A 17,438-nucleotide genomic window follows, 5' to 3' on the forward strand; every position below is an offset into this window, starting at 1 on the left:
GTTTGATGTTGAACATCGTGTCCAGCAAAGCGCGGGAGGAAGCGTCCATGTCGGCCAAGAACGGCTCCATCAAGCTCGTCGCCGGCAACTCCAATCCGGCTCTCGCACAGGCCATCGCGCAGGGTCTCGACCTGCCGCTGACCAAGGCGGTGGTACGGCGCTTCGCCGACATGGAGATCTTCGTCGAGATCCAGGAGAACGTGCGCGGCTCGGATGCCTTCGTCATCCAGTCGACCTCGTTCCCGGCGAACGACCATTTGATGGAATTGCTGATCATCACCGACGCACTGCGCCGCTCCTCGGCGCGCCGCATCACCGCGGTGCTACCCTATTTCGGCTACGCCCGGCAGGACCGCAAATCGGGTTCGCGCACGCCGATCTCGGCCAAACTCGTCGCCAATCTGATCACGCAGGCCGGCGTCGACCGCGTCATGACGCTCGACCTGCATGCCGGCCAGATCCAGGGCTTCTTCGACATCCCGACCGACAACCTCTACGCGGCGCCGCTGATGGTGCGCGACATCAAGGACAAGTTCGACCTCTCCAGGACGATGGTGATCTCGCCGGACGTGGGCGGCGTGGCCCGCGCACGCGGCCTCGCCAAGCGCATCAACACCCCGCTCGCGATCGTCGACAAGCGCCGCGAGAGGGCGGGTGAATCCGAGGTCATGAACGTGATCGGCGACGTCGCCGGCTACACCTGCATCCTGATCGACGACATCGTGGACTCCGGCGGCACGCTCGTGAACGCCGCCGATGCGCTGATCGCCAAGGGTGCCAAGGACGTCTACGCCTACATCACCCACGGCGTGCTCTCCGGCGGCGCGGCGGCCCGCATCACGAACTCCAGGCTGAAGGAGCTGGTGATCACCGACTCGATCCTGCCGACGGATGCGGTGAGCAAGGCGCCGAACATCCGCACGCTGCCGATCGCCAGCCTGATCTCCGACGCGATCGCCCGCACCGCCGCGGAAGAGTCGGTGTCGAGCCTGTTCGACTGATTTTCTTCTTCGCCTCTCCCCGCTTGCGGGGAGAGGCCGGAATTCGAGCGAAGCTTGAATTCCGGGTGAGGGGGACTCTCCGCGAGTCCAACTCTCACCGTCCCCGTGGAGACTCCCCCTCACCCCACCCTCTCCCCGCAAGCGGGGACAGGGAGTGCGAGCGTCTACGTCCCTTACGAGGCAGCCCCCGGGTTGTTGCCAACGACCGCCCATGACATCATCCGAATCCCGAGTCATCTCTGCCCTCTGGATGCCCGATGCCACGCCGGAAATTTGCCTGGGAGAAGCTGTCGGATGACGAGTTGCTCAAGCAACGCCTCTCCAGCCTGAGGGTTACGGTCGAAGGCACCTGGCTCGAGGACTGCGTCAGCACGCTCTACGAGGAGCTCGAGGAACGCGGCATCCGGCTGCGGCCGCACACATGGATGTCGAGCGAATGGTTCAGTCCAGGCGGCGTTCCCGGCATCGCCATTCCGTTCTATCTCGCTCATCCCCGCCTGATGAAGCTCGAGAAGAAGATGATGTTCGACGTCGAGGGCGGGACCTGGCGCGAATGCATGGCCATCCTCCGTCACGAAGCGGGCCACGCCATACAGCACGGCTACCAGTTGCAGCGCCGCCGGCGCTGGCAGCAGCTGTTCGGCCCGTCGTCGAAACATTATCCGCGCTACTACCGGCCCAATCCGGCCAGCCGGCGCTATGTCCAGCATCTGCGGCTGTGGTATGCGCAGAGCCATCCGGACGAGGATTTCGCCGAAACCTTTGCGGTGTGGCTGCGGCCGCGCTCGAACTGGCGGACTCGATACGCTGGCTGGCCGGCGCTGAAGAAGCTCGAATATGTCGACGAGCTGATGGGCGAGATCGCGGGCAAGCGACCGCCGATCGCGACGCGGGAACGTGTCGATCCGCTGGGTCGGCTCAGCCAGACGCTCGAAGAGCACTACAAGAAGAAGCAGGCGTTCTACGCCTTCACGCCCCCCAAGACCTACGACCGCGATCTCTCCCGGCTGTTTTCAGCCGATCCACGGCATCACCGCTCAAAGCCGGCTTCGACCCTGATCAGGCGCCACCGCTCCCAGATCAGGCAATTGGTCTCGCGATGGACCGGCGAGAATCAGCTTACGCTCGATGCCGTGCTCGACGAGATGATCTCTCGTTGTCGCGAGCTCGATCTGCGTGCCGTCGGCCCTGAACAGAAGCTCGTTCTCGACTTCATCGTCCTCGTGACCGCCAAGACGATGCACACGATGTTTGGCCCGTCTCGACGAAAATGGATCGCGCTATGAGACGTCTGCGCATTCTAGTGCTCATGCATCCGGACTTTGTGCCGCCGGACTCCAGCGACGGGCACACCGCGCAGGAAATCAACGCGTGGAAAACCGAATACGACGTGGTGAGTACCTTGCGCGCGGCCGGTCATGAGGTTCGCCCACTAGGCGCGCAGGAGGAAATCAAGCCGGTGCGCGAGGCGATCGAGGAGTTCAAGCCGCACGTGGTTTTCACGCTGCTGGAGGAATTCCACAACAACGTCGCCTTCGACCAGCACATCGCGAGCTATCTCGAGCTGATGAAGGTCCCTTACACCGGGTGCAATCCGCGCGGCCTGACCCTGGCCCGCGGCAAGGATCTGTCCAAGACGCTGGTGCATCACCGCCGGATCGCCGCGCCGGCCTTCGCCGTCTTCCCGATGCGCCGCAAGGTGAAACGCCCGACGCGCCTTGCGCTGCCGCTGATCGTCAAAAGCCTGAACATGGATGGCTCGTTCGGCATCTCGCAAGCCTCGATCGTCGATACCGACGAGAAGCTGGCCGAGCGGGTCGCCTTCATCCACGAGCGGGTCGAATCCGCCGCCATCGCCGAGCAGTTCATCGAGGGGCGAGAGCTTTACGTCGGCGTGCTCGGCAACAACCGCCTACGCGTTCTGCCGGTCTGGGAGTTGAAGTTCGGCAGCATGGGCGGCCGCAGCTCACGGCACATCGCCACGGAGAAAGCCAAGCACGACACCGACTATCAGGAGAAGGTCGGCATCGTCGACGGGCCTGCGAAGGATCTGGCGCCGGAAGTGACCGCCAGGATCCAGCGGGCCGCGAAACGCATCTACCGGGTGCTTGGCCTCGACGGCTACGCGCGCATCGATTTTCGTCTCACCGCCGACGGCACGCCGTATTTCATCGAAGCCAATCCCAATCCCGAGATCGCCAAGAGCCAGGAGTTCGCCACGGCCGCTCTACATGCCGGGCTCAAATATCCGGCTCTCCTGCAGCGCATCCTGGCGCTCGGGATCAGCCGCGCCAAAGCGGGCGTGTCATTGGGGTGATGACGGCGGCGATCGCCCCTCATCCTTCGAGACGCGCTTCGCGCCGCTCAGGATGAGGGATGGTCGTTGCGCTGGGTTAGACGATTCCCGCGGCGACCTGGCCGCGCAGGCGCTCGAGCCCGAGCAATGTCTCCGCACAGGCGGCCGCAACCTCGACGCCCTTGATCGCAAAATGCCTGCGGAAGAAATCGTAGTGCACCTCGGTCTCGTGGAATTGCTGCGGGGTCAGCACCGCGGAGAACACGGGCACCTCGGTACGCAGCTGCACGTCCATCAACGCCTTGATCACGGTGTCGGCGACGAACTCATGACGATAGATGCCGCCGTCGACGACGAGGCCGGCCGCGACGATCGCGGTGTAGCGCCGTGTCTTGGCGAGGATCTGCGCATGCAGCGGGATCTCGAACGAGCCTGGCACCTCGAACACGTCGACATGATTGAGGTGGCGCGCTTCGGCCTCCTTGACGAAGGCAATACGGGCCTCCTCGACCACGTCGCGGTGCCAGCAGGCCTGCACGAAGGCCACCCGCTGCGGTTTCGCAAAGCGCGGATGGTCGGGTACCGGATCCTGCGGAACCGGCGGTGGCGTCTGGGTTGGTTGGGAGGTTTCGGCTTTGGAAGTTTGGACTTGGGGGTCTTGCAACATCTGATTCATGGCTTTCCTCAGTTAAGGACCAGAATCAGGGCACACGGAACGACAAACAGCCGCATCCTGCGATGCGTCTGCCACCGACCGTTCTCTTTCATCCGGACTTTAACCGTCGGCTTCGGAGTTGCACCGAATCTGCTGACCCTTCCCCTCAGCCAAGCTTTGAGGAAGGCGCTCGCGGGCTTAGGCCTTACGGCCCTTACCGCCGGTGGGGACTTTCACCCCGCCCTGAGAACATCGGCCGTCCGGAATGGAGGGCCTGACCGAAATATGACGCCGGTTGGGGGCCGCGGCAAGCGGGTTCCGCATGGGAAAACCGCATGGTCCCATGCCGCTATGGCGGTCCAGGGGGCGCGCGGCGGAATTAGGGATTGGCGGGCCATCGGCGAATCCGATTCCGGTTTGTTCTTCTCCGTCCGGTTCGGCCTCACCCGCGTTAATAATTGTGGCCGAGATGAGCTGTGGACGAACGAGTCCTGACTTGTGGACGGACTCGGCAGCCAGTTGCGCAGATTCCGCAAATCACATCAGTTGATCCGCGACAAGCCCGCGCTGATCCGAACGGATCGCCTTAACGAATTTAAAGGGAGCGCGCGCCGGACCAACCGCGTGCGTATCAAAGACAACAAAAAGGCAAGAGGTCGAGACGGCATGTCCCTGCTCGAAGGCACTATCGATTCCAAAAACCATCCGCTCGCGGTGGTCGAGGATATCGCTGCCAGCAACAACTGGCCGTTCGAACGCTCCGGCGAAGACGAACTCACGATTGTCTCCAAGGGACAATGGACCGACTACCAGATCTCCTTCACCTGGATGGGCGAGATCGAGGCGCTGCATCTGGCCTGCGCGTTCGACATGAGGATTCCGGTTGCGCGGCGACCGGAGGTCCAGCGGCTCGTGGCCGCGGTCAACGAGCAATTGTGGGTCGGGCATTTCGACCTGTGGACGACCACCGGCATGATCATGCACCGGCAGGCCCTGGTGCTGCCGGGCGGGCTCATCGCCTCCACAGGCCAGTGCGAAGCCATGCTCGCCGGCGCCATCCACGCCTGCGAACGCTATTTCCCGGCGTTCCAGTTCGTGGTGTGGGCGGGCAAGTCGACGACGGAAGCCATGGACGCGGCGATGTTCGACACGGTGGGCGAGGCTTAAAGCCTCTCAGCAAGTGAGGGAGCCACACCTCCCTCCTCGCCGTCGTCCCGGCGAAGGCCGGGACCCATACCGCGAGGTCTCTCCGTGTCTCGCGATGCTTGTTGCCCTGCCATCCTTCCACTAGAACCAGCCGTGGTAATGGGTCCTGGCCCCCCGTGCGCAATTGCGCACTAGGCCAAGACGACGGCGGTGGCGACAGCGATGGCGAACAGCACTCTCAAAAACATCACCGGCACCATCCTGCTTGCCGGCGCAGGCAAGATGGGCGGCGCGATGCTGACCGGATGGCTTTCGGGCGGGCTCGATCCGCGCCGGGTCGCGGTGATTGATCCACACATCTCGGCCGAGATCACCGCACTTGCCGCCAAGGGCATTGCGCTCAATCCTGATGTGACGACGGCGGGCCGGATCGAGACGCTCGTGGTCGCGGTGAAGCCGCAGATGTTCCGCGAGGCCGGCGCCAAGCTGAAGCCATTCGTCTCCGACAAGACCGCGGTGGTGTCGATCATGGCGGGAACCACGATCGCCTCGCTCGAAGAGGTCTGCGGCGGCGCGGTGGTGCGCGCGATGCCGAACACGCCGGCCGCGATCGGTCGGGGCATCACGGTGGCTGTCGCCGCGAACAGCGTCAGCGCGCCGCAACGCGCGGTGGCCGACGCGCTGCTACGCGCCACCGGCTCGGTCGAATGGGTCGACGATGAGAGCCTGATGGACGCGGTGACCGCGGTGTCCGGCTCGGGCCCGGCCTATGTGTTTCTGCTGGCCGAAGAGCTCGCGCGCGCCGGTGTCGAGGCGGGATTGCCCGAGGCGCTCGCGACAAAACTCGCGCGCGAAACCGTCGCCGGCTCCGGTGAGCTGCTGCACCAGTCGGAGCTTGCCTCCGGCACGCTGCGCCAGAACGTCACCTCGCCCGGCGGCACCACGGCCGCCGCACTCGGCGTGCTGATGGGCGAGCCCGGCTTGCGCGATCTGATGATCCGCGCGATCGCGGCGGCGACGCAGCGGTCAAAGGAATTGGCGAAGTAGCTAGAGCGCGGGGCTACGTCGCCCCCAGCCGCTTGCTGAACATCGCGACATTGACGAGCCCGCGGGCGTGGCGGCCTTCGCCGAGTTTTCGCGATCCCTCGAAGGCCTCGACCTCGAAGCGGACGACGCGGCGCTCGACTGCGAAAACCTTCGCGGTAGTCCGCACCGTCGCCCCGACAAGGGCTGCTGCAAGATGGCGGATATCCACCTCGGTGCCGACGGTGACCCAGCCCGGCTGAAGGACGCTGCGGATCGCATCGCCCGACGTCATCTCCATTTCCAGAATCATCATCGGCGTCGCATAGACCATCGGCATGCCGGGCACGAAATGCCCGACCGTGCGCTCCACCGGCACCACCAGCGTGCGCTCGGCGCTCATGCCGACCTTGATGAAGTCACGTGCGTCCATGGGGCCTCCCCCGTCGTCCTGGACAAGCGCAGCGAAGCGAAGCGCCGATCCAGGACCCATTACCCCGACTGAACATTGTCATGCGCGGTCTAAACCACGACCTGCCGTAACAACTGCCGCTTGGGGTAATGGGTCCTGGCCCCCGTGCGCAATTGCGCACTAGGCCAGGACGACAGTTGCGTTTGCAGCTCCAGCGATGGCTACTTCTTCGCAGCCGCCGCGCGCTCTACGAACGTCTTGCCGCCCTTCATCTTGTGGCGGAGCGGGGCTTCATTGATCTGGATGACGACGGCGTCGGCATCGACGCCGAGATTTTTCACCAGTGCCTGGGTGATGTCGCGCATCATGCCGGCCTTCTGCTCGTCGGTGCGGCCTTCGGCCATGCTGACAGTGATCTCAGGCATTTTTCTCTCCCTTGGGCCGAACACCGGCCATTGACGGGCGCCATCAAACAGGAGGCGGATGCCCGGGACAAGCCCGGGCATGGCGACGTCAGCGAATAGCTAGCCCCAGCTCACGTCATGGCGCGCCAACACCTCGCGCACTTTGGCGACGAGGTCGGCCTCGCTGCACGAGAACTGCGCCGGGCGGCTCTCGCGCCACTCCTGGTTGGAAGCGATCGCGGCCGCCGCCTTCGCGCCCTCGATCAGATCCTTGATCTGCACCTCGCCACGCGCTTTTTCATCCGATCCCTGGATGATGACGCAAGGCGCATTGCGGCGGTCGGCATATTTGAGCTGGTTGCCCATGTTCTTGGGATTGCCGAGATAGAGTTCGGCGCGGATGCTGGCGGTTCGCAACGACGCGACCATCTTCTGATAGTCGGCGACGCGGTCGCGGTCGAACACGGTGACAACGACGGGGCCGAACCCGGGCTTCGTGTCGAGCTTGCCGAGCAGCGTCAGCGCAGCCTGAAGCCTGGACACGCCGATCGAGAATCCGGTCGCCGGCACCGGCTCACCACGGAAGCGCGAGACGAGGCCGTCATAACGGCCGCCACCTCCAACGGAGCCAAAGCGGACGGGACGGCCCTTCTCGTCCTTGGTGTCGAGCAGCAATTCGATCTCGTAGACGGGGCCGGTGTAATATTCGAGGCCGCGCACCACGGAGGGGTCGATCTTGATGCGGTCTGCGCCGTAACCCGACGCCGTCACCAGTTTGGCAATCTCTTCCAGCTCGCTCACGCCGGCCTGACCGACTTCGCTCTTGGTGAGATAGGTTTCCGCCGCGGCAATGGCCTCTTTCCAATCGTCGCGCGGCTTGGTGATGGCAAGAACGACGTCAGCCTCCGACGCGTTCAGGTTGGCGCCCTTCGTGAAGTCGCCCTTGCCTTCTTCGCCGCCATCCCATCTGCCGGGACCGAGCAGCTTGCGAACTTCCTCGGCGGGAAACTTGTCGAGCTTGTCGATTGCGCGTAGCACGGTCAGTCTGCGTGCAGCGTTCTCTTCGCCGCCGAGCCCGATTGCTTCCAGAACGCCGTCGAGCACCTTGCGATTGTTGACCTTCACGACATACGAGCCGCGCGCAATGCCCAGCGCCTCCATCGTGTCCGCCGCCATCATGCAGATCTCCGCGTCCGCCGCCGGGGTCGCTGAGCCGACCGTATCGGCGTCGAACTGCATGAACTGGCGGAAGCGACCGGGGCCGGGCTTCTCGTTGCGGAAGACGTAGCCGACGCGGTAGCTGCGGTAGGGCAACACGAGAGCGTCGGTCCCGTATCGCTCGCCGACGTAGCGGGCGAGCGGCGCGGTCAGGTCGTAGCGCAAGCTGATCCACTGCTCGTCGTCGTCCTGAAACGAGAACACGCCCTCGTTCGGACGATCCTGGTCGGGCAGGAACTTGCCGAGCGCGTCGGTGTATTCCATCGCCGGCGTTTCCACGGGCTCGAACCCGTAGAGCTCGTAGACGGAGCGGATCTTCTCCACCATCTCGCGCGTCGCCCGGATCGCGGCGGGATCGCGATCCTCGAGCCCGCGCGGCAGGCGTGCCTTCAATTTCTGGGGCTTTTTGGATTTTTCGGCCATGCGCGGCATTTACCAGCCGACGCGCGAAGCGGCAACCGGAGTGTGCCCTTCACCTCGCCCCGCTTGCGGGGAGAGGTCGGTCGCGAAGCGACCGGGTGAGGGGGACTCTCCGCGGACCTATGTCTCTCGAGTTCGCGGTGACAGCCCCTCACCCCACCTCTCCCCGCAAGAGCGGGGCGAGGGAGTGAGAGAGCGTACCGCGACGCCCTACGGCTGCTCCATCCGGGCCCGAAGCGCATCCGCATCCGCTTTCGGCAGCGACTTCAGCGTCGGCTTGATGGTTTCGCCGCCGACGATCTTGCCGTTGCGTATGAACATCCAGTCCGAGATGTCGGCTTCGCTGAACTTGACCTCGTCGCCTGCCCGCTTGCCGGGGAGATCGCGTGGCTCATTGGCGAAGAGGCCGGAATAGGCCCCATTCGGCAGCTTCTTCACCTCGGCGATCCAGATATGCTCACCGCCCTTGCGGGTCGAAAAGTGTACCTTCAGGGCGTGCCCTGTCTCTGACGGTTTCGGCGCCTCGTAGGAAGCCCAGAAGGTCGGCAGCGTGCCGCGGGCGCGCGCGATCGCGGTGTTCATCTCCGGATCGGTGGTGCGCACGTCGACGACGGGCGAACGGCCCTCAGCTGAGACATCCGGCTTGGGGCCGATGGTCAGGATGCCGAAGACGGTGGCGCCGGTGATTGCGGCGAGAACGACCCATTTCAGGGGCTGGGGAAGAGTGGATGTCATGTTCGCAATGTCCGGAAGACTCGATGTCCAGGTATTGGAGGTCTCGGACTTTGTCGCACGATCATCGTGTCGCGTTCATTGCGCCTCTCTCTCCGCGCGAGCGGAGAGAGAGGGCAAAAATCAAGACAGATTGCGGATCCAGTTGTGCGGATCGTTGGTGCGGCCGTACTGGATGTCGACGAGCTGCTTGCGCAGGCCCATGGCGACGGGGCCGGCGGCGCCGCCCGAGATCTCGAAATCGCCGCTCACCGAGCGCACGGTGCCGATCGGCGAGATCACGGCGGCGGTGCCGCAGGCAAACGCCTCCTTGAGCTTGCCGCTCGCCGCATCCTTGCGCCACTGGTCGAGCGAGTACGGCTCCTCGCGCACGGTCTTGCCGGCGTCTTTGGCCAGCGCGATGATGGAATCGCGGGTGATGCCGGGCAGGATGGTGCCGAGCGGCGGCGTCGAGAGCGACCCGTCGTCGAACACGAAGAACACGTTCATGCCGCCGAGCTCTTCGATATAGCGGCGCTCGATCGCATCGAGAAAGACGACCTGGTCGCAGCCGTGCTGGATCGCTTCGGCCTGCGCACGCAGGCTTGCGGCATAGTTGCCGCCGCATTTGACGGCACCTGTACCGCCGACCGCAGCCCGCGTGTAGTTCTCGGACACCCAGATCGACACCGGCGCGGGGCCGCCCTTGAAGTAGGAGCCGACCGGCGAGGCGATCACCGCGAAGATGTATTCGGACGACGGCTTGACGCCGAGGAAGGTCTCGCTCGCGATCATGAAGGGGCGCAGGTAAAGACTGCCCTCGCCGCCCGGCATCCAGGCGCGGTCGATGCGCACGATTTGCTCGACCGCCTCGATGAAGACGTCTTCAGGGAGCTGCGCCATCGCCATGCGGTCGGCCGAGTCCTTGAAGCGCCGTGCATTGGCATCTGGGCGGAACAGGTTCACGCCGCCATCGTCGCGCTTGTAGGCCTTGAGGCCTTCAAAAATTTCCTGGGCGTAGTGCAGGACGGCGCCGGCCGGATCGAGCTGGAAATTAGCGCGGGCCTCGACACGCGCCTCGTACCAGCCACCCTTGGCCTGGTTGTAGCGGACCACCGCCATGTGGTCGGTGAAGACCCGCCCGAAGCCGGGGTCCACCAGCTTGGCGACCCGATCCTTCTCGGAGGTCGGATTGGATGCGGGCTGGATGTCGAATTTCATGCTCATGTCCTTAGCCTCCCGCTGCCGGTGGCGGCGCCGTTGTGGCACCCGCCTGCTCTGATTCGGGCCCGGCTGGCTCGATTGGTTTCTGGCCGGACCGCCGCCAGCCTTGTTACGGCCGGTTTCCGTGGCCAGCATGTCACCGAGGACATGCTTTTGCGGAAGACGGAAGTCCAGTATGTTTTGCCGAAATGCCGTTCGACAATCGCACGGTAGATCTGCTCCGGCCGTCGCCGCCTGTCCGGCCCTCTGCGGCCGCCTTGCTTCGATGCCCACCCGACGCGAAACGATCTAAAATTTCGTGCGGGCCGATCGTTTTGTAACATTGAGACCAAGATACGTCAATATGCCTGACATAAATTTCGCGACTCCTTCTCAAGACGCTGCCGGGCCGCGGCCGGCCGCAGACGACGGAGGCAATTTGCGCTGGGATATCATCGAACTGCTGTTCTTCGCCTATCGCGATTTCGTCGGCGATCCCGACCAGGAGCTGGAGGCGTTCGGCTTCGGCCGGGCCCATCATCGCGTCATGCACTTTGTCTATCGTTATCCAGGTCTCAAGGTCGCCGACCTCCTCGACGTCCTGCGCATCACCAAGCAATCGCTCGGCCGGGTGCTCAAGCAGCTCCTGGACGAGGGCTATATCGTGCAGAAGACCGGCGACAATGATCGCCGCCAACGCCTGCTGTATGCGACACCAAAGGGCGAGGCGCTGGTGCAGAAGCTCGCCGGCCTCCAGACCACGCGCATCACCAAGGCGCTCGCCGAGATGGCGCCGCAGGATGCCGAGACCGTCAAGCGCTTCCTGCGCGCCATGATCGACCGCGACGATCCGGACAAGGTGCTCGAGACGATCTTTGCCACCGTCAATCAGGACAAGGAGTGACCGTGCCGCTCGCTGCCACGCTCGCACGCCCGCCGGCACGCCCCGCCGACGATGCCCCGCATCTCCTGCTGGTCGACGACGACCGCCGCATCCGCGACCTGCTCTCGCGCTTCCTTGCCGGCGAAGGCTATCGCGTCTCGACCGCGGCCAGCGCCAGCGACGCCCGTTCCAAGCTTTTGGGCCTGCACTTCGACCTCTTGATCCTGGACGTCATGATGCCCGGCGAGACCGGCTTCGATCTCGCCCGTTTCATCCGGACCTCATCCTCGGTGCCGATCGTGATGCTGACGGCGCGGCACGAAGCCGAGGCGCGCATCGAGGGCCTGCAGATCGGCGCCGACGATTACGTCGCAAAGCCGTTCGAGCCGCGCGAGCTTGCGCTGCGCATCAACAATATCCTCAAGCGCGCCGCGCCGCCGCCGCAGGCCGCTGCGGTGGAGAAGATCGCATTTGGCCCGTACATCTATCACCTCGAGCGCGGCGAATTGCGCCAGGGCGAAGACGTCATTCACCTCACCGACCGCGAGCGCGAGATGCTGCGGATTCTGTCGGAGACACCGGGCGAGACCGTGCCGCGCAGCGCGCTGACCGGCAATGGCAGCGTCAACGAGCGCGCCGTCGACGTGCAGATCAACCGCCTGCGGCGCAAGATCGAGACCGATCCCGCCAATCCGCTATTCCTCCAGGCCGTGCGCGGCATCGGCTACCGGCTGGTAGCCTCGCCATAAAGAGTGAAGCGCCACCGATGAGCACGATCGATACCGGCCTGACGCTTTTGAAGAGCGCCGCCGGCCGCGTCTCCGCCGCCAATGGCTGGATGGGCAACGCGTTCAAGGGCTGGATGCCGACCGGCCTTTATGCGCGTGCGCTGCTGATCATGATCGTGCCGATGGTGATCCTGCAATCGGTCGTCGCCTTCGTGTTCATGGAGCGGCACTGGAACACGGTGACACGGCGCCTGTCGGCCGCCGTGGTGCAGGACATCGCCGCGCTGATCGACGTCTACAAGGGCTATCCGCAAGACAAGGATCGCGACCAGATCCGCCGCATCGCGCAGCAGCGCCTCGGCCTCGTCGTCGATTTCCTCCCGGCCGGCGACATGCCGCCGCCGGGACCAAAGCCGTTCTTCTCGCTGCTCGACCAGACGCTCTCGGTGCAGCTCGGCCGCCAGATCGGGCGCTCCTTCTGGATCGACACGGTCGGCCGCTCCAACCTGGTCGAGATCCGGATCCAGCTCGACGACGCCGTGATGCGTGTGTTCGCGCAGCGCAGCGCCGCCTATGCCTCGAACTCGGAGATCTTCCTGTTCTGGATGGTCGGCACGTCCTCGATCCTGCTGATCGTCGCGGTGCTATTCCTGCGCAACCAGATCAAGCCGATCCTGCGGCTTGCCGACGCCGCCGAAAGTTTCGGCAAGGGCCGCGAGGCGCCGAACTTCAGGCCGCGCGGCGCGCGCGAGGTACGGCGCGCGTCGGTCGCCTTCCTCGAGATGAAGTCGCGCATCGAGCGAACGATGGAGCAGCGCACCGCGATGCTCGCCGGCGTCAGCCACGATCTGCGCACGATCCTGACGCGGTTCAAGCTCGAGCTGGCGCTGATCGGCGACAGTCCCGAAATGGAGGGCATGCGCAAGGACGTTGACGAAATGTCGATGATGCTCGAGGACTACCTCGCCTTTGCCCGCGGCGATTCCGGCGAGCAGTCGCAGCCGACCGACATGGCCCAGGCGCTCGAGGAGCTGCGCAGCGACGCCGAACGCCACGGCCACATTGCGACCGTCGCGTTCAACGGGCTGCCCGTGGTCACGGTGAAGCCGGCCTCGTTCAAGCGCTGCCTCGCCAACCTCGTCACCAATGCCGCCCGCTACGGCAAGAGCATCGCCATCACCGGCCAGCGCGATCACCGTTATTTGACCATTACGGTCGACGACGACGGGCCGGGCATTCCCGCCCATTTGCGCGAAGAGGTGTTCAAGCCGTTCCTGCGGCTGGACAACGCCCGCAACCAGGACGAAGGCGGCACGGGTCTTGGCCTCGCGATCGCCCGCGACATCGCCCGTTCGCACGGCGGCGACATCACGCTTGGCGACAGCCCGATGGGCGGATTAAGGGCGAGCGTGCGGATACCGGTGTAACCTGCTCTTCCCTTCTCCCCTTGTGGGAGAAGGTGGCGCGAAGCGCCGGATGAGGGGTCTGTCTCCGCGAATTCAAGCCGAAAAGAGTCGCGCGCGGAGACAGACCCCTCACCCGTCTCGCCGCTGCGCGGCGAGCCACCCTCTCCCACAAGGGGAGAAGGTAAGAGCCCTACTTCGGCAGCAGCGCCTTCAGCTTGTCCATGTCGCGCACGTTCATCTTGAAGCCGCCGGGCATCACGATGTCGCCGGGCTTCTGGTCCGGCTTGCAGGCCCCCAGCCATTTCGCTTCGAGCTGCATGGTGGTGTCGCGGCCTGCCGCGCCGGCAGCGCCGCCTTGCGCGTGCGACGACGTCTTCACCGTATAGGCCGAATTGAAATCGCCAGTGATCTCAGCATGCGAGGTCGTGCTGATGCCGGCCACATTGCATTCGGAATCGCTGACATAGCCGGTCGCGGTCTTCTTGATATCCTGCTTGGCGCAGATCTGCTTGGCCATCGGGGAGATGTTGTTGTTCATCTCCTTGTCGACGGTCTCGTCGGTGCAGTGCTGCATGGTCATCTCGGGCACCGGCGTGCCGGTCCTGACCATCTTCAATTCCCATAGGCCCGCCTTGCGCACCGGCAGGTCGTCAGCGCGGGCGCTGGCTGCCGACAAGACGAGGCAAAGGGCGGAGCCGAGCAAAGCGAGTTTGCGCGTCATGTCGGAAGCTCCCGGCTGCGAGATAGCGGCGTTGCGAAAGCGCCTCAGTAGAGCGTGCGGATCGGCTGGTCGGCGGCGCCATAGGGCACCCAGCGGCAGGAGAACGAGATGTAGCCGCCCTCATAGGCCTGCATCGCCAGGAATTTGGCGACCTTGCCGTAGCGCGCACAGTGATCGACCGCGACCTGCCGCGCATCGACCTGGGTTGCCATCGAATAGGCGATGATGCCGCCGGTGTCGTTGCCCTTGAACGGAGGCACCGGGAGGAGATCGGCGCGCGCCGACTGGCTCGCCATCATACCCAAGGCAAGTAGACCCGCGGCCGCAATGATTCGCATTCCCGTCACTCCGATTGGTTGGCGGCAGTTTACGGTGCCGGCGCGACGGAGGAAAGAACCGAAGACCCCTCTAACGCAGCATTGCGGTCAACTCGTCGGCAAGTGTTGCCGCGCTGCACTTGACCTCCCCCGGCCTTCGCGGCACCGTCCGACCCTCGCAGATCATGCTGTCTGGATTGCCCATGCGCGCCTCGACCTTCCTGAAATCGCTCCGCTTTGCCGCCGTGCTCGGCCTTCTCTTCGGAGCGCTGTCGCTCGGCGAGGCCAGGGCCGCCAATCCGCTGGAGCTGAATTTCTGGCTGAGCGGGCCGCGCTATGACGGCAACGTTTCCGAATGCGACAGGGCGCTGCCGACGATCGCCAGCCAGTTCTGGGAGAAAGAAAGCTCGTTCTGGAATTCCTCGTTGAAGATCACCGGCTTCGCCGCGGTTCACGAGACCGCGTTCCGGCCCTGGGCATCCGACAACATCCCGCGCCGCTATTGCACCGGCGAGGCCATGCTCACGGACGGCAAGATGCGCAAGGTGCACTTCTCCATCGTCGAGGACGGCGGCTTCGCCGGCTACGGCCAGGGCGTCGAATGGTGCGTGGTCGGGCTCGACCGCAACTGGGCCTACAACCCGGCCTGCCGCGCCGCCAAGCAATAATTGCTCTGATCCCGACCGGTCAGGCGGCCGAACGACGGTCGCCCGAATTTTGTTCTTGAAATGTTCCTATCGCCTGCTAGGCTCGTCTGCACAGTCTAGTTGAGGGGCGTCGCCATGTTTCATTCCAGATTGCATTCGTTCTCCCGCCTGATGATCTCGCTGACGCTTGCAGCCGGACTGGCTGTGCTGGCCGGTGGCGCAAAGGCCCAGGATAGGCGGCAGAACACGCCCGGCGAGTTCGATTTTTATGTGCTGTCGCTGTCGTGGTCGCCCTCCTTCTGCGAAGAGGCGGCGGAGCGCGGCGGCCGCTCGCAGACCCAGTGCAGCGGACGGCCCTACGCTTTCGTGGTGCATGGTCTGTGGCCGCAATATGAGAACGGTTTTCCGGAATATTGTCAGCGGCCGTCGCCGCGGCTGAACCGCAGCATCGTCTCCTCCATGCTCGATTTGATGCGGGCGCCGGGGCTGATCTTCAACGAATGGGACAAGCACGGCACCTGCTCGGGGCTCGCCGACCGCAACTATTTCGAGACGATCCGGAAGGCGCGCGCCGCGATCAAGATTCCGGCCGAATATCTCGATCTATCGCAAGCCAGGACCGTGGCGCCGGCGGAGGTGGAGGAAGCCTTCATCAAGGCCAATCCGGGCCTCAGCAATGCCGCCGTCTCTATCACCTGCAACCGGACGCGGCTGTCGGAAGTCCGTATCTGCCTCAGCAAGGACCTGCAATTCCGCGCCTGCGAGGAGATCGACCGCCGCGCCTGCCGCCGCGACCAAGTGACGATGCCGCCGATCCGGGGTGGCTAGCCCAGGCATCGTGCCTCTTTGCTCAAGCCGTCACGTGGCGTAGTGCTCTTGCATGAATTACCGCCACGCCTTCCATGCCGGCAGCTTCGCCGATGTCATCAAGCACATCGTGCTGACGCGCATCATCACCTATCTCCAGGATAAGCCGGGCGCGTTCCGCGTCATCGACACCCATGCCGGCGCCGGCCTCTACGATCTCGAAAGCGACGAGGCGCGTCGCGGCGGCGAGTGGCTGACGGGCATTGCGCGGCTGATGCAGGCGCGGCTGTCAAACGACGCCATGGCGCTGACCAAGCCCTATCTCGACATCGTCCGCGCCTTCAATCCGAAGGGTGAGCTCAAGGCCTATCCGGGCTCGCCGCTGATCACACGCGGCCTGCTGAGGCCGCAGGATCGCCTCTTGCTCTGCGAGATCGAGCCGAAGGCGCGCAAGGCGCTGATTGGCGTGCTGCGCCACGATGAACAGGCCCGCGTGGTCGATCTCGACGGCTGGATGGCGTTGCCGGCTTTCGTGCCGCCCAAGGAACGGCGCGGGCTGGTGCTGATCGACCCCCCGTTCGAGGCAAAGGACGAGTTCGAAAAGCTCGAAGAGGCCTTCTCGGCGGCTTTCGCGAAATGGCCGACCGGTATCTATGTAATCTGGTATCCCGCCAAGAGCCGGCGCGCCACCGACGCGCTGGTGCAATCAGTGGCGCGGCTCGCAGCCGCAGCAAAACCGCCAGGAAAATGTCTGCGACTCGAATTCAGCGTGGCGCCGCAGGCCGACGGCGCAGCCCTCACCTCCAGCGGGCTCTTGATCGTCAATCCTCCTTACACACTGCACGGCGAGCTCAAGACGATCCTACCCGAGCTGGAAATGCCGCTCGGCCAGGGGGGCGCTGCCAGATTCCGATTAGAGGTGCCGAGACCGTAACACTCCGGCATCTTGGGAAAAATATGCAGGAGCGGTGGTCAATCTGCAGAGAACCGTATTATGCTGTTGCGGTGACTGGCTTTACGTTCCGCTTCCGCGAATGGTTGCGGCGGAGTGAAGGCCTAAGAAAGATCCAGTCGGACCGAATGGTCTGCCCAAGGATGGCCAGCTCCCGGGCTTCGTAAGGCCCGGTCATGTCGTGACGTGCGTCTGCGTCACGACGGAGGAGCAATGAGGGGGAGTTTCCCGATGGCCATGACGGGAACGGTCAAGTTTTTCAACGGTGAGCGCGGCTACGGATTCATCAAACCGGACGACGGGGGCCGCGACGTCTTCGTGCATATTACTGCTGTGGAGCGGGCCGGACTGAAGGACCTTGCCGAAGGACAGCGTATTACTTTCGAAGTCGAACCGGACAAGAAGGGCAAGGGGCCGAAGGCGGTCGATTTGGTCATCCTTCCCTAGCGAGTCCGACGCGAAACACCGGCGCAAAAAAAATCCCGGCC

General features: G+C 64.4%; 20 protein-coding genes and 1 riboswitch. Of the genes, 12 read left to right on the plus strand and 8 right to left on the minus strand.

Going from position 1 to position 17,438, the window contains the following annotated elements; translation table 11 throughout:
- The first annotated feature begins 47 nt into the window (after window positions 1-47).
- The 3 genes from AC0L3U_RS04965 (at window position 48) to AC0L3U_RS04975 (ending at window position 3,318) form a co-directional block, all read left to right on the plus strand.
- On the plus strand, window positions 48-1,001 hold the full coding sequence (locus AC0L3U_RS04965) for a ribose-phosphate pyrophosphokinase (protein WP_007614838.1): 954 nt from the start codon (window positions 48-50) through the stop codon (window positions 999-1,001).
- A 257-nt stretch (window positions 1,002-1,258) separates the two neighbouring features.
- Entirely contained in the window at window positions 1,259-2,287 is a 1,029-nt protein-coding gene (locus AC0L3U_RS04970) for a putative zinc-binding metallopeptidase (protein ID WP_473360907.1), read from the plus strand.
- Window positions 2,284-3,318 carry a D-alanine--D-alanine ligase family protein gene (locus tag AC0L3U_RS04975; protein WP_007614841.1) on the plus strand — a complete coding sequence of 345 codons (1,035 nt, stop codon included), beginning with the start codon at window positions 2,284-2,286 and terminating at the stop codon, window positions 3,316-3,318. Before AC0L3U_RS04970 ends, AC0L3U_RS04975 begins: the two co-directional genes overlap by 4 nt.
- Window positions 3,319-3,394: 76 nt before the next feature.
- On the opposite strand, the gene AC0L3U_RS04980 is transcribed toward AC0L3U_RS04975, so the two are convergent.
- Window positions 3,395-3,973 carry a 6,7-dimethyl-8-ribityllumazine synthase gene (locus AC0L3U_RS04980; RefSeq protein ID WP_473262590.1) on the minus strand — a complete coding sequence of 193 codons (579 nt, stop codon included), beginning with the start codon at window positions 3,971-3,973 and terminating at the stop codon, window positions 3,395-3,397.
- Between the two features lie 76 nt (window positions 3,974-4,049).
- Window positions 4,050-4,207: riboswitch (FMN riboswitch) on the minus strand.
- Between the two features lie 411 nt (window positions 4,208-4,618).
- Between AC0L3U_RS04980 and AC0L3U_RS04985 the strand changes: the two genes are divergently transcribed.
- Together AC0L3U_RS04985 and proC are read left to right on the plus strand one after the other, a co-directional pair.
- Window positions 4,619-5,119 (plus strand): type III secretion system chaperone family protein, encoded by a 501-nt coding sequence (locus tag AC0L3U_RS04985; protein ID WP_473361103.1) that lies wholly within the window; start codon window positions 4,619-4,621, stop codon window positions 5,117-5,119.
- Window positions 5,120-5,320: 201 nt separating this feature from the next.
- The gene (gene proC / locus AC0L3U_RS04990) at window positions 5,321-6,145 is read left to right on the plus strand and encodes a pyrroline-5-carboxylate reductase (RefSeq protein ID WP_473360908.1); all 825 of its coding nucleotides are present in this window, start codon (window positions 5,321-5,323) and stop codon (window positions 6,143-6,145) included.
- 13 nt (window positions 6,146-6,158) lie between these two features.
- On the opposite strand, the gene AC0L3U_RS04995 is transcribed toward proC, so the two are convergent.
- The 5 genes from AC0L3U_RS04995 to AC0L3U_RS05015 all read right to left on the minus strand — a co-directional run bounded on the left by AC0L3U_RS04995 (window position 6,159) and on the right by AC0L3U_RS05015 (window position 10,513).
- Window positions 6,159-6,554, minus strand: coding sequence for a thioesterase family protein (locus tag AC0L3U_RS04995; RefSeq protein WP_473360909.1), 396 nt, complete (start codon window positions 6,552-6,554; stop codon window positions 6,159-6,161).
- A 200-nt stretch (window positions 6,555-6,754) separates the two neighbouring features.
- On the minus strand, window positions 6,755-7,039 hold the full coding sequence (locus AC0L3U_RS05000; protein WP_256378942.1) for a tautomerase family protein: 285 nt from the start codon (window positions 7,037-7,039) through the stop codon (window positions 6,755-6,757).
- 18 nt (window positions 7,040-7,057) lie between these two features.
- Entirely contained in the window at window positions 7,058-8,578 is a 1,521-nt protein-coding gene (gene hisS, locus AC0L3U_RS05005) for a histidine--tRNA ligase (RefSeq protein ID WP_473360910.1), read from the minus strand.
- Between the two features lie 207 nt (window positions 8,579-8,785).
- Complete coding sequence (locus AC0L3U_RS05010) at window positions 8,786-9,310, minus strand: YegJ family protein (protein ID WP_473360911.1); 525 nt, start codon at window positions 9,308-9,310, stop codon at window positions 8,786-8,788.
- A 120-nt stretch (window positions 9,311-9,430) separates the two neighbouring features.
- On the minus strand, window positions 9,431-10,513 hold the full coding sequence (locus AC0L3U_RS05015; protein ID WP_473347091.1) for a branched-chain amino acid aminotransferase: 1,083 nt from the start codon (window positions 10,511-10,513) through the stop codon (window positions 9,431-9,433).
- A 340-nt stretch (window positions 10,514-10,853) separates the two neighbouring features.
- On the opposite strand from AC0L3U_RS05015, the gene AC0L3U_RS05020 reads away from it, so the two are divergent.
- The 3 genes from AC0L3U_RS05020 to AC0L3U_RS05030 are packed head-to-tail and all read left to right on the plus strand — an operon-like array spanning window position 10,854 to window position 13,527.
- Window positions 10,854-11,393 carry a MarR family winged helix-turn-helix transcriptional regulator gene (locus AC0L3U_RS05020; protein WP_456767748.1) on the plus strand — a complete coding sequence of 180 codons (540 nt, stop codon included), beginning with the start codon at window positions 10,854-10,856 and terminating at the stop codon, window positions 11,391-11,393.
- Window positions 11,390-12,121, plus strand: coding sequence for a response regulator (locus AC0L3U_RS05025; protein ID WP_035993624.1), 732 nt, complete (start codon window positions 11,390-11,392; stop codon window positions 12,119-12,121). Before AC0L3U_RS05020 ends, AC0L3U_RS05025 begins: the two co-directional genes overlap by 4 nt.
- A gap of 17 nt (window positions 12,122-12,138) precedes the next feature.
- Window positions 12,139-13,527, plus strand: coding sequence for an ATP-binding protein (locus AC0L3U_RS05030; RefSeq protein WP_473360912.1), 1,389 nt, complete (start codon window positions 12,139-12,141; stop codon window positions 13,525-13,527).
- 169 nt (window positions 13,528-13,696) lie between these two features.
- Here AC0L3U_RS05030 and AC0L3U_RS05035 read toward each other — a convergent pair whose 3' ends face one another.
- Entirely contained in the window at window positions 13,697-14,227 is a 531-nt protein-coding gene (locus tag AC0L3U_RS05035; RefSeq protein ID WP_247284451.1) for a DUF3617 domain-containing protein, read from the minus strand.
- Between the two features lie 44 nt (window positions 14,228-14,271).
- Window positions 14,272-14,565, minus strand: coding sequence for a hypothetical protein (locus tag AC0L3U_RS05040; protein WP_007596852.1), 294 nt, complete (start codon window positions 14,563-14,565; stop codon window positions 14,272-14,274).
- 182 nt (window positions 14,566-14,747) lie between these two features.
- On the opposite strand from AC0L3U_RS05040, the gene AC0L3U_RS05045 reads away from it, so the two are divergent.
- The 4 genes from AC0L3U_RS05045 to AC0L3U_RS05060 all read left to right on the plus strand — a co-directional run bounded on the left by AC0L3U_RS05045 (window position 14,748) and on the right by AC0L3U_RS05060 (window position 17,397).
- Window positions 14,748-15,212: a hypothetical protein gene (locus tag AC0L3U_RS05045; RefSeq protein ID WP_027565385.1), complete on the plus strand. Its 465-nt coding sequence runs from the start codon at window positions 14,748-14,750 to the stop codon at window positions 15,210-15,212.
- 114 nt (window positions 15,213-15,326) lie between these two features.
- The gene (locus tag AC0L3U_RS05050; protein ID WP_473360913.1) at window positions 15,327-16,019 is read left to right on the plus strand and encodes a ribonuclease T2 family protein; all 693 of its coding nucleotides are present in this window, start codon (window positions 15,327-15,329) and stop codon (window positions 16,017-16,019) included.
- A 52-nt stretch (window positions 16,020-16,071) separates the two neighbouring features.
- Entirely contained in the window at window positions 16,072-16,932 is an 861-nt protein-coding gene (locus tag AC0L3U_RS05055; protein ID WP_473360914.1) for a 23S rRNA (adenine(2030)-N(6))-methyltransferase RlmJ, read from the plus strand.
- A 249-nt stretch (window positions 16,933-17,181) separates the two neighbouring features.
- Window positions 17,182-17,397 (plus strand): cold-shock protein, encoded by a 216-nt coding sequence (locus tag AC0L3U_RS05060; protein WP_007614865.1) that lies wholly within the window; start codon window positions 17,182-17,184, stop codon window positions 17,395-17,397.
- Window positions 17,398-17,438 lie beyond the last annotated feature (41 nt).

Source organism: Bradyrhizobium sp. Kon69, assembly GCF_055807515.1.

What these genes read in the sequence shown, in the direction of transcription:
- AC0L3U_RS04965 (WP_007614838.1), top strand. Translation starts at nt 48, where the DNA reads ATGTCGGCCAAGAACGGCTCCATCAAGCTCGTCGCCGGCAACTCCAAT.
- AC0L3U_RS04970 (WP_473360907.1), top strand. Translation starts at nt 1,259, where the DNA reads ATGCCACGCCGGAAATTTGCCTGGGAGAAGCTGTCGGATGACGAGTTG.
- AC0L3U_RS04975 (WP_007614841.1), top strand. Translation starts at nt 2,284, where the DNA reads ATGAGACGTCTGCGCATTCTAGTGCTCATGCATCCGGACTTTGTGCCG.
- AC0L3U_RS04980 (WP_473262590.1), bottom strand. Translation starts at nt 3,973, where the DNA reads ATGAATCAGATGTTGCAAGACCCCCAAGTCCAAACTTCCAAAGCCGAA.
- AC0L3U_RS04985 (WP_473361103.1), top strand. Translation starts at nt 4,619, where the DNA reads ATGTCCCTGCTCGAAGGCACTATCGATTCCAAAAACCATCCGCTCGCG.
- proC (WP_473360908.1), top strand. Translation starts at nt 5,321, where the DNA reads ATGGCGAACAGCACTCTCAAAAACATCACCGGCACCATCCTGCTTGCC.
- AC0L3U_RS04995 (WP_473360909.1), bottom strand. Translation starts at nt 6,554, where the DNA reads ATGGACGCACGTGACTTCATCAAGGTCGGCATGAGCGCCGAGCGCACG.
- AC0L3U_RS05000 (WP_256378942.1), bottom strand. Translation starts at nt 7,039, where the DNA reads ATGCCCGGGCTTGTCCCGGGCATCCGCCTCCTGTTTGATGGCGCCCGT.
- hisS (WP_473360910.1), bottom strand. Translation starts at nt 8,578, where the DNA reads ATGGCCGAAAAATCCAAAAAGCCCCAGAAATTGAAGGCACGCCTGCCG.
- AC0L3U_RS05010 (WP_473360911.1), bottom strand. Translation starts at nt 9,310, where the DNA reads ATGACATCCACTCTTCCCCAGCCCCTGAAATGGGTCGTTCTCGCCGCA.
- AC0L3U_RS05015 (WP_473347091.1), bottom strand. Translation starts at nt 10,513, where the DNA reads ATGAGCATGAAATTCGACATCCAGCCCGCATCCAATCCGACCTCCGAG.
- AC0L3U_RS05020 (WP_456767748.1), top strand. Translation starts at nt 10,854, where the DNA reads ATGCCTGACATAAATTTCGCGACTCCTTCTCAAGACGCTGCCGGGCCG.
- AC0L3U_RS05030 (WP_473360912.1), top strand. Translation starts at nt 12,139, where the DNA reads ATGAGCACGATCGATACCGGCCTGACGCTTTTGAAGAGCGCCGCCGGC.
- AC0L3U_RS05035 (WP_247284451.1), bottom strand. Translation starts at nt 14,227, where the DNA reads ATGACGCGCAAACTCGCTTTGCTCGGCTCCGCCCTTTGCCTCGTCTTG.
- AC0L3U_RS05040 (WP_007596852.1), bottom strand. Translation starts at nt 14,565, where the DNA reads ATGCGAATCATTGCGGCCGCGGGTCTACTTGCCTTGGGTATGATGGCG.
- AC0L3U_RS05045 (WP_027565385.1), top strand. Translation starts at nt 14,748, where the DNA reads ATGCGCGCCTCGACCTTCCTGAAATCGCTCCGCTTTGCCGCCGTGCTC.
- AC0L3U_RS05050 (WP_473360913.1), top strand. Translation starts at nt 15,327, where the DNA reads ATGTTTCATTCCAGATTGCATTCGTTCTCCCGCCTGATGATCTCGCTG.
- AC0L3U_RS05055 (WP_473360914.1), top strand. Translation starts at nt 16,072, where the DNA reads ATGAATTACCGCCACGCCTTCCATGCCGGCAGCTTCGCCGATGTCATC.
- AC0L3U_RS05060 (WP_007614865.1), top strand. Translation starts at nt 17,182, where the DNA reads ATGGCCATGACGGGAACGGTCAAGTTTTTCAACGGTGAGCGCGGCTAC.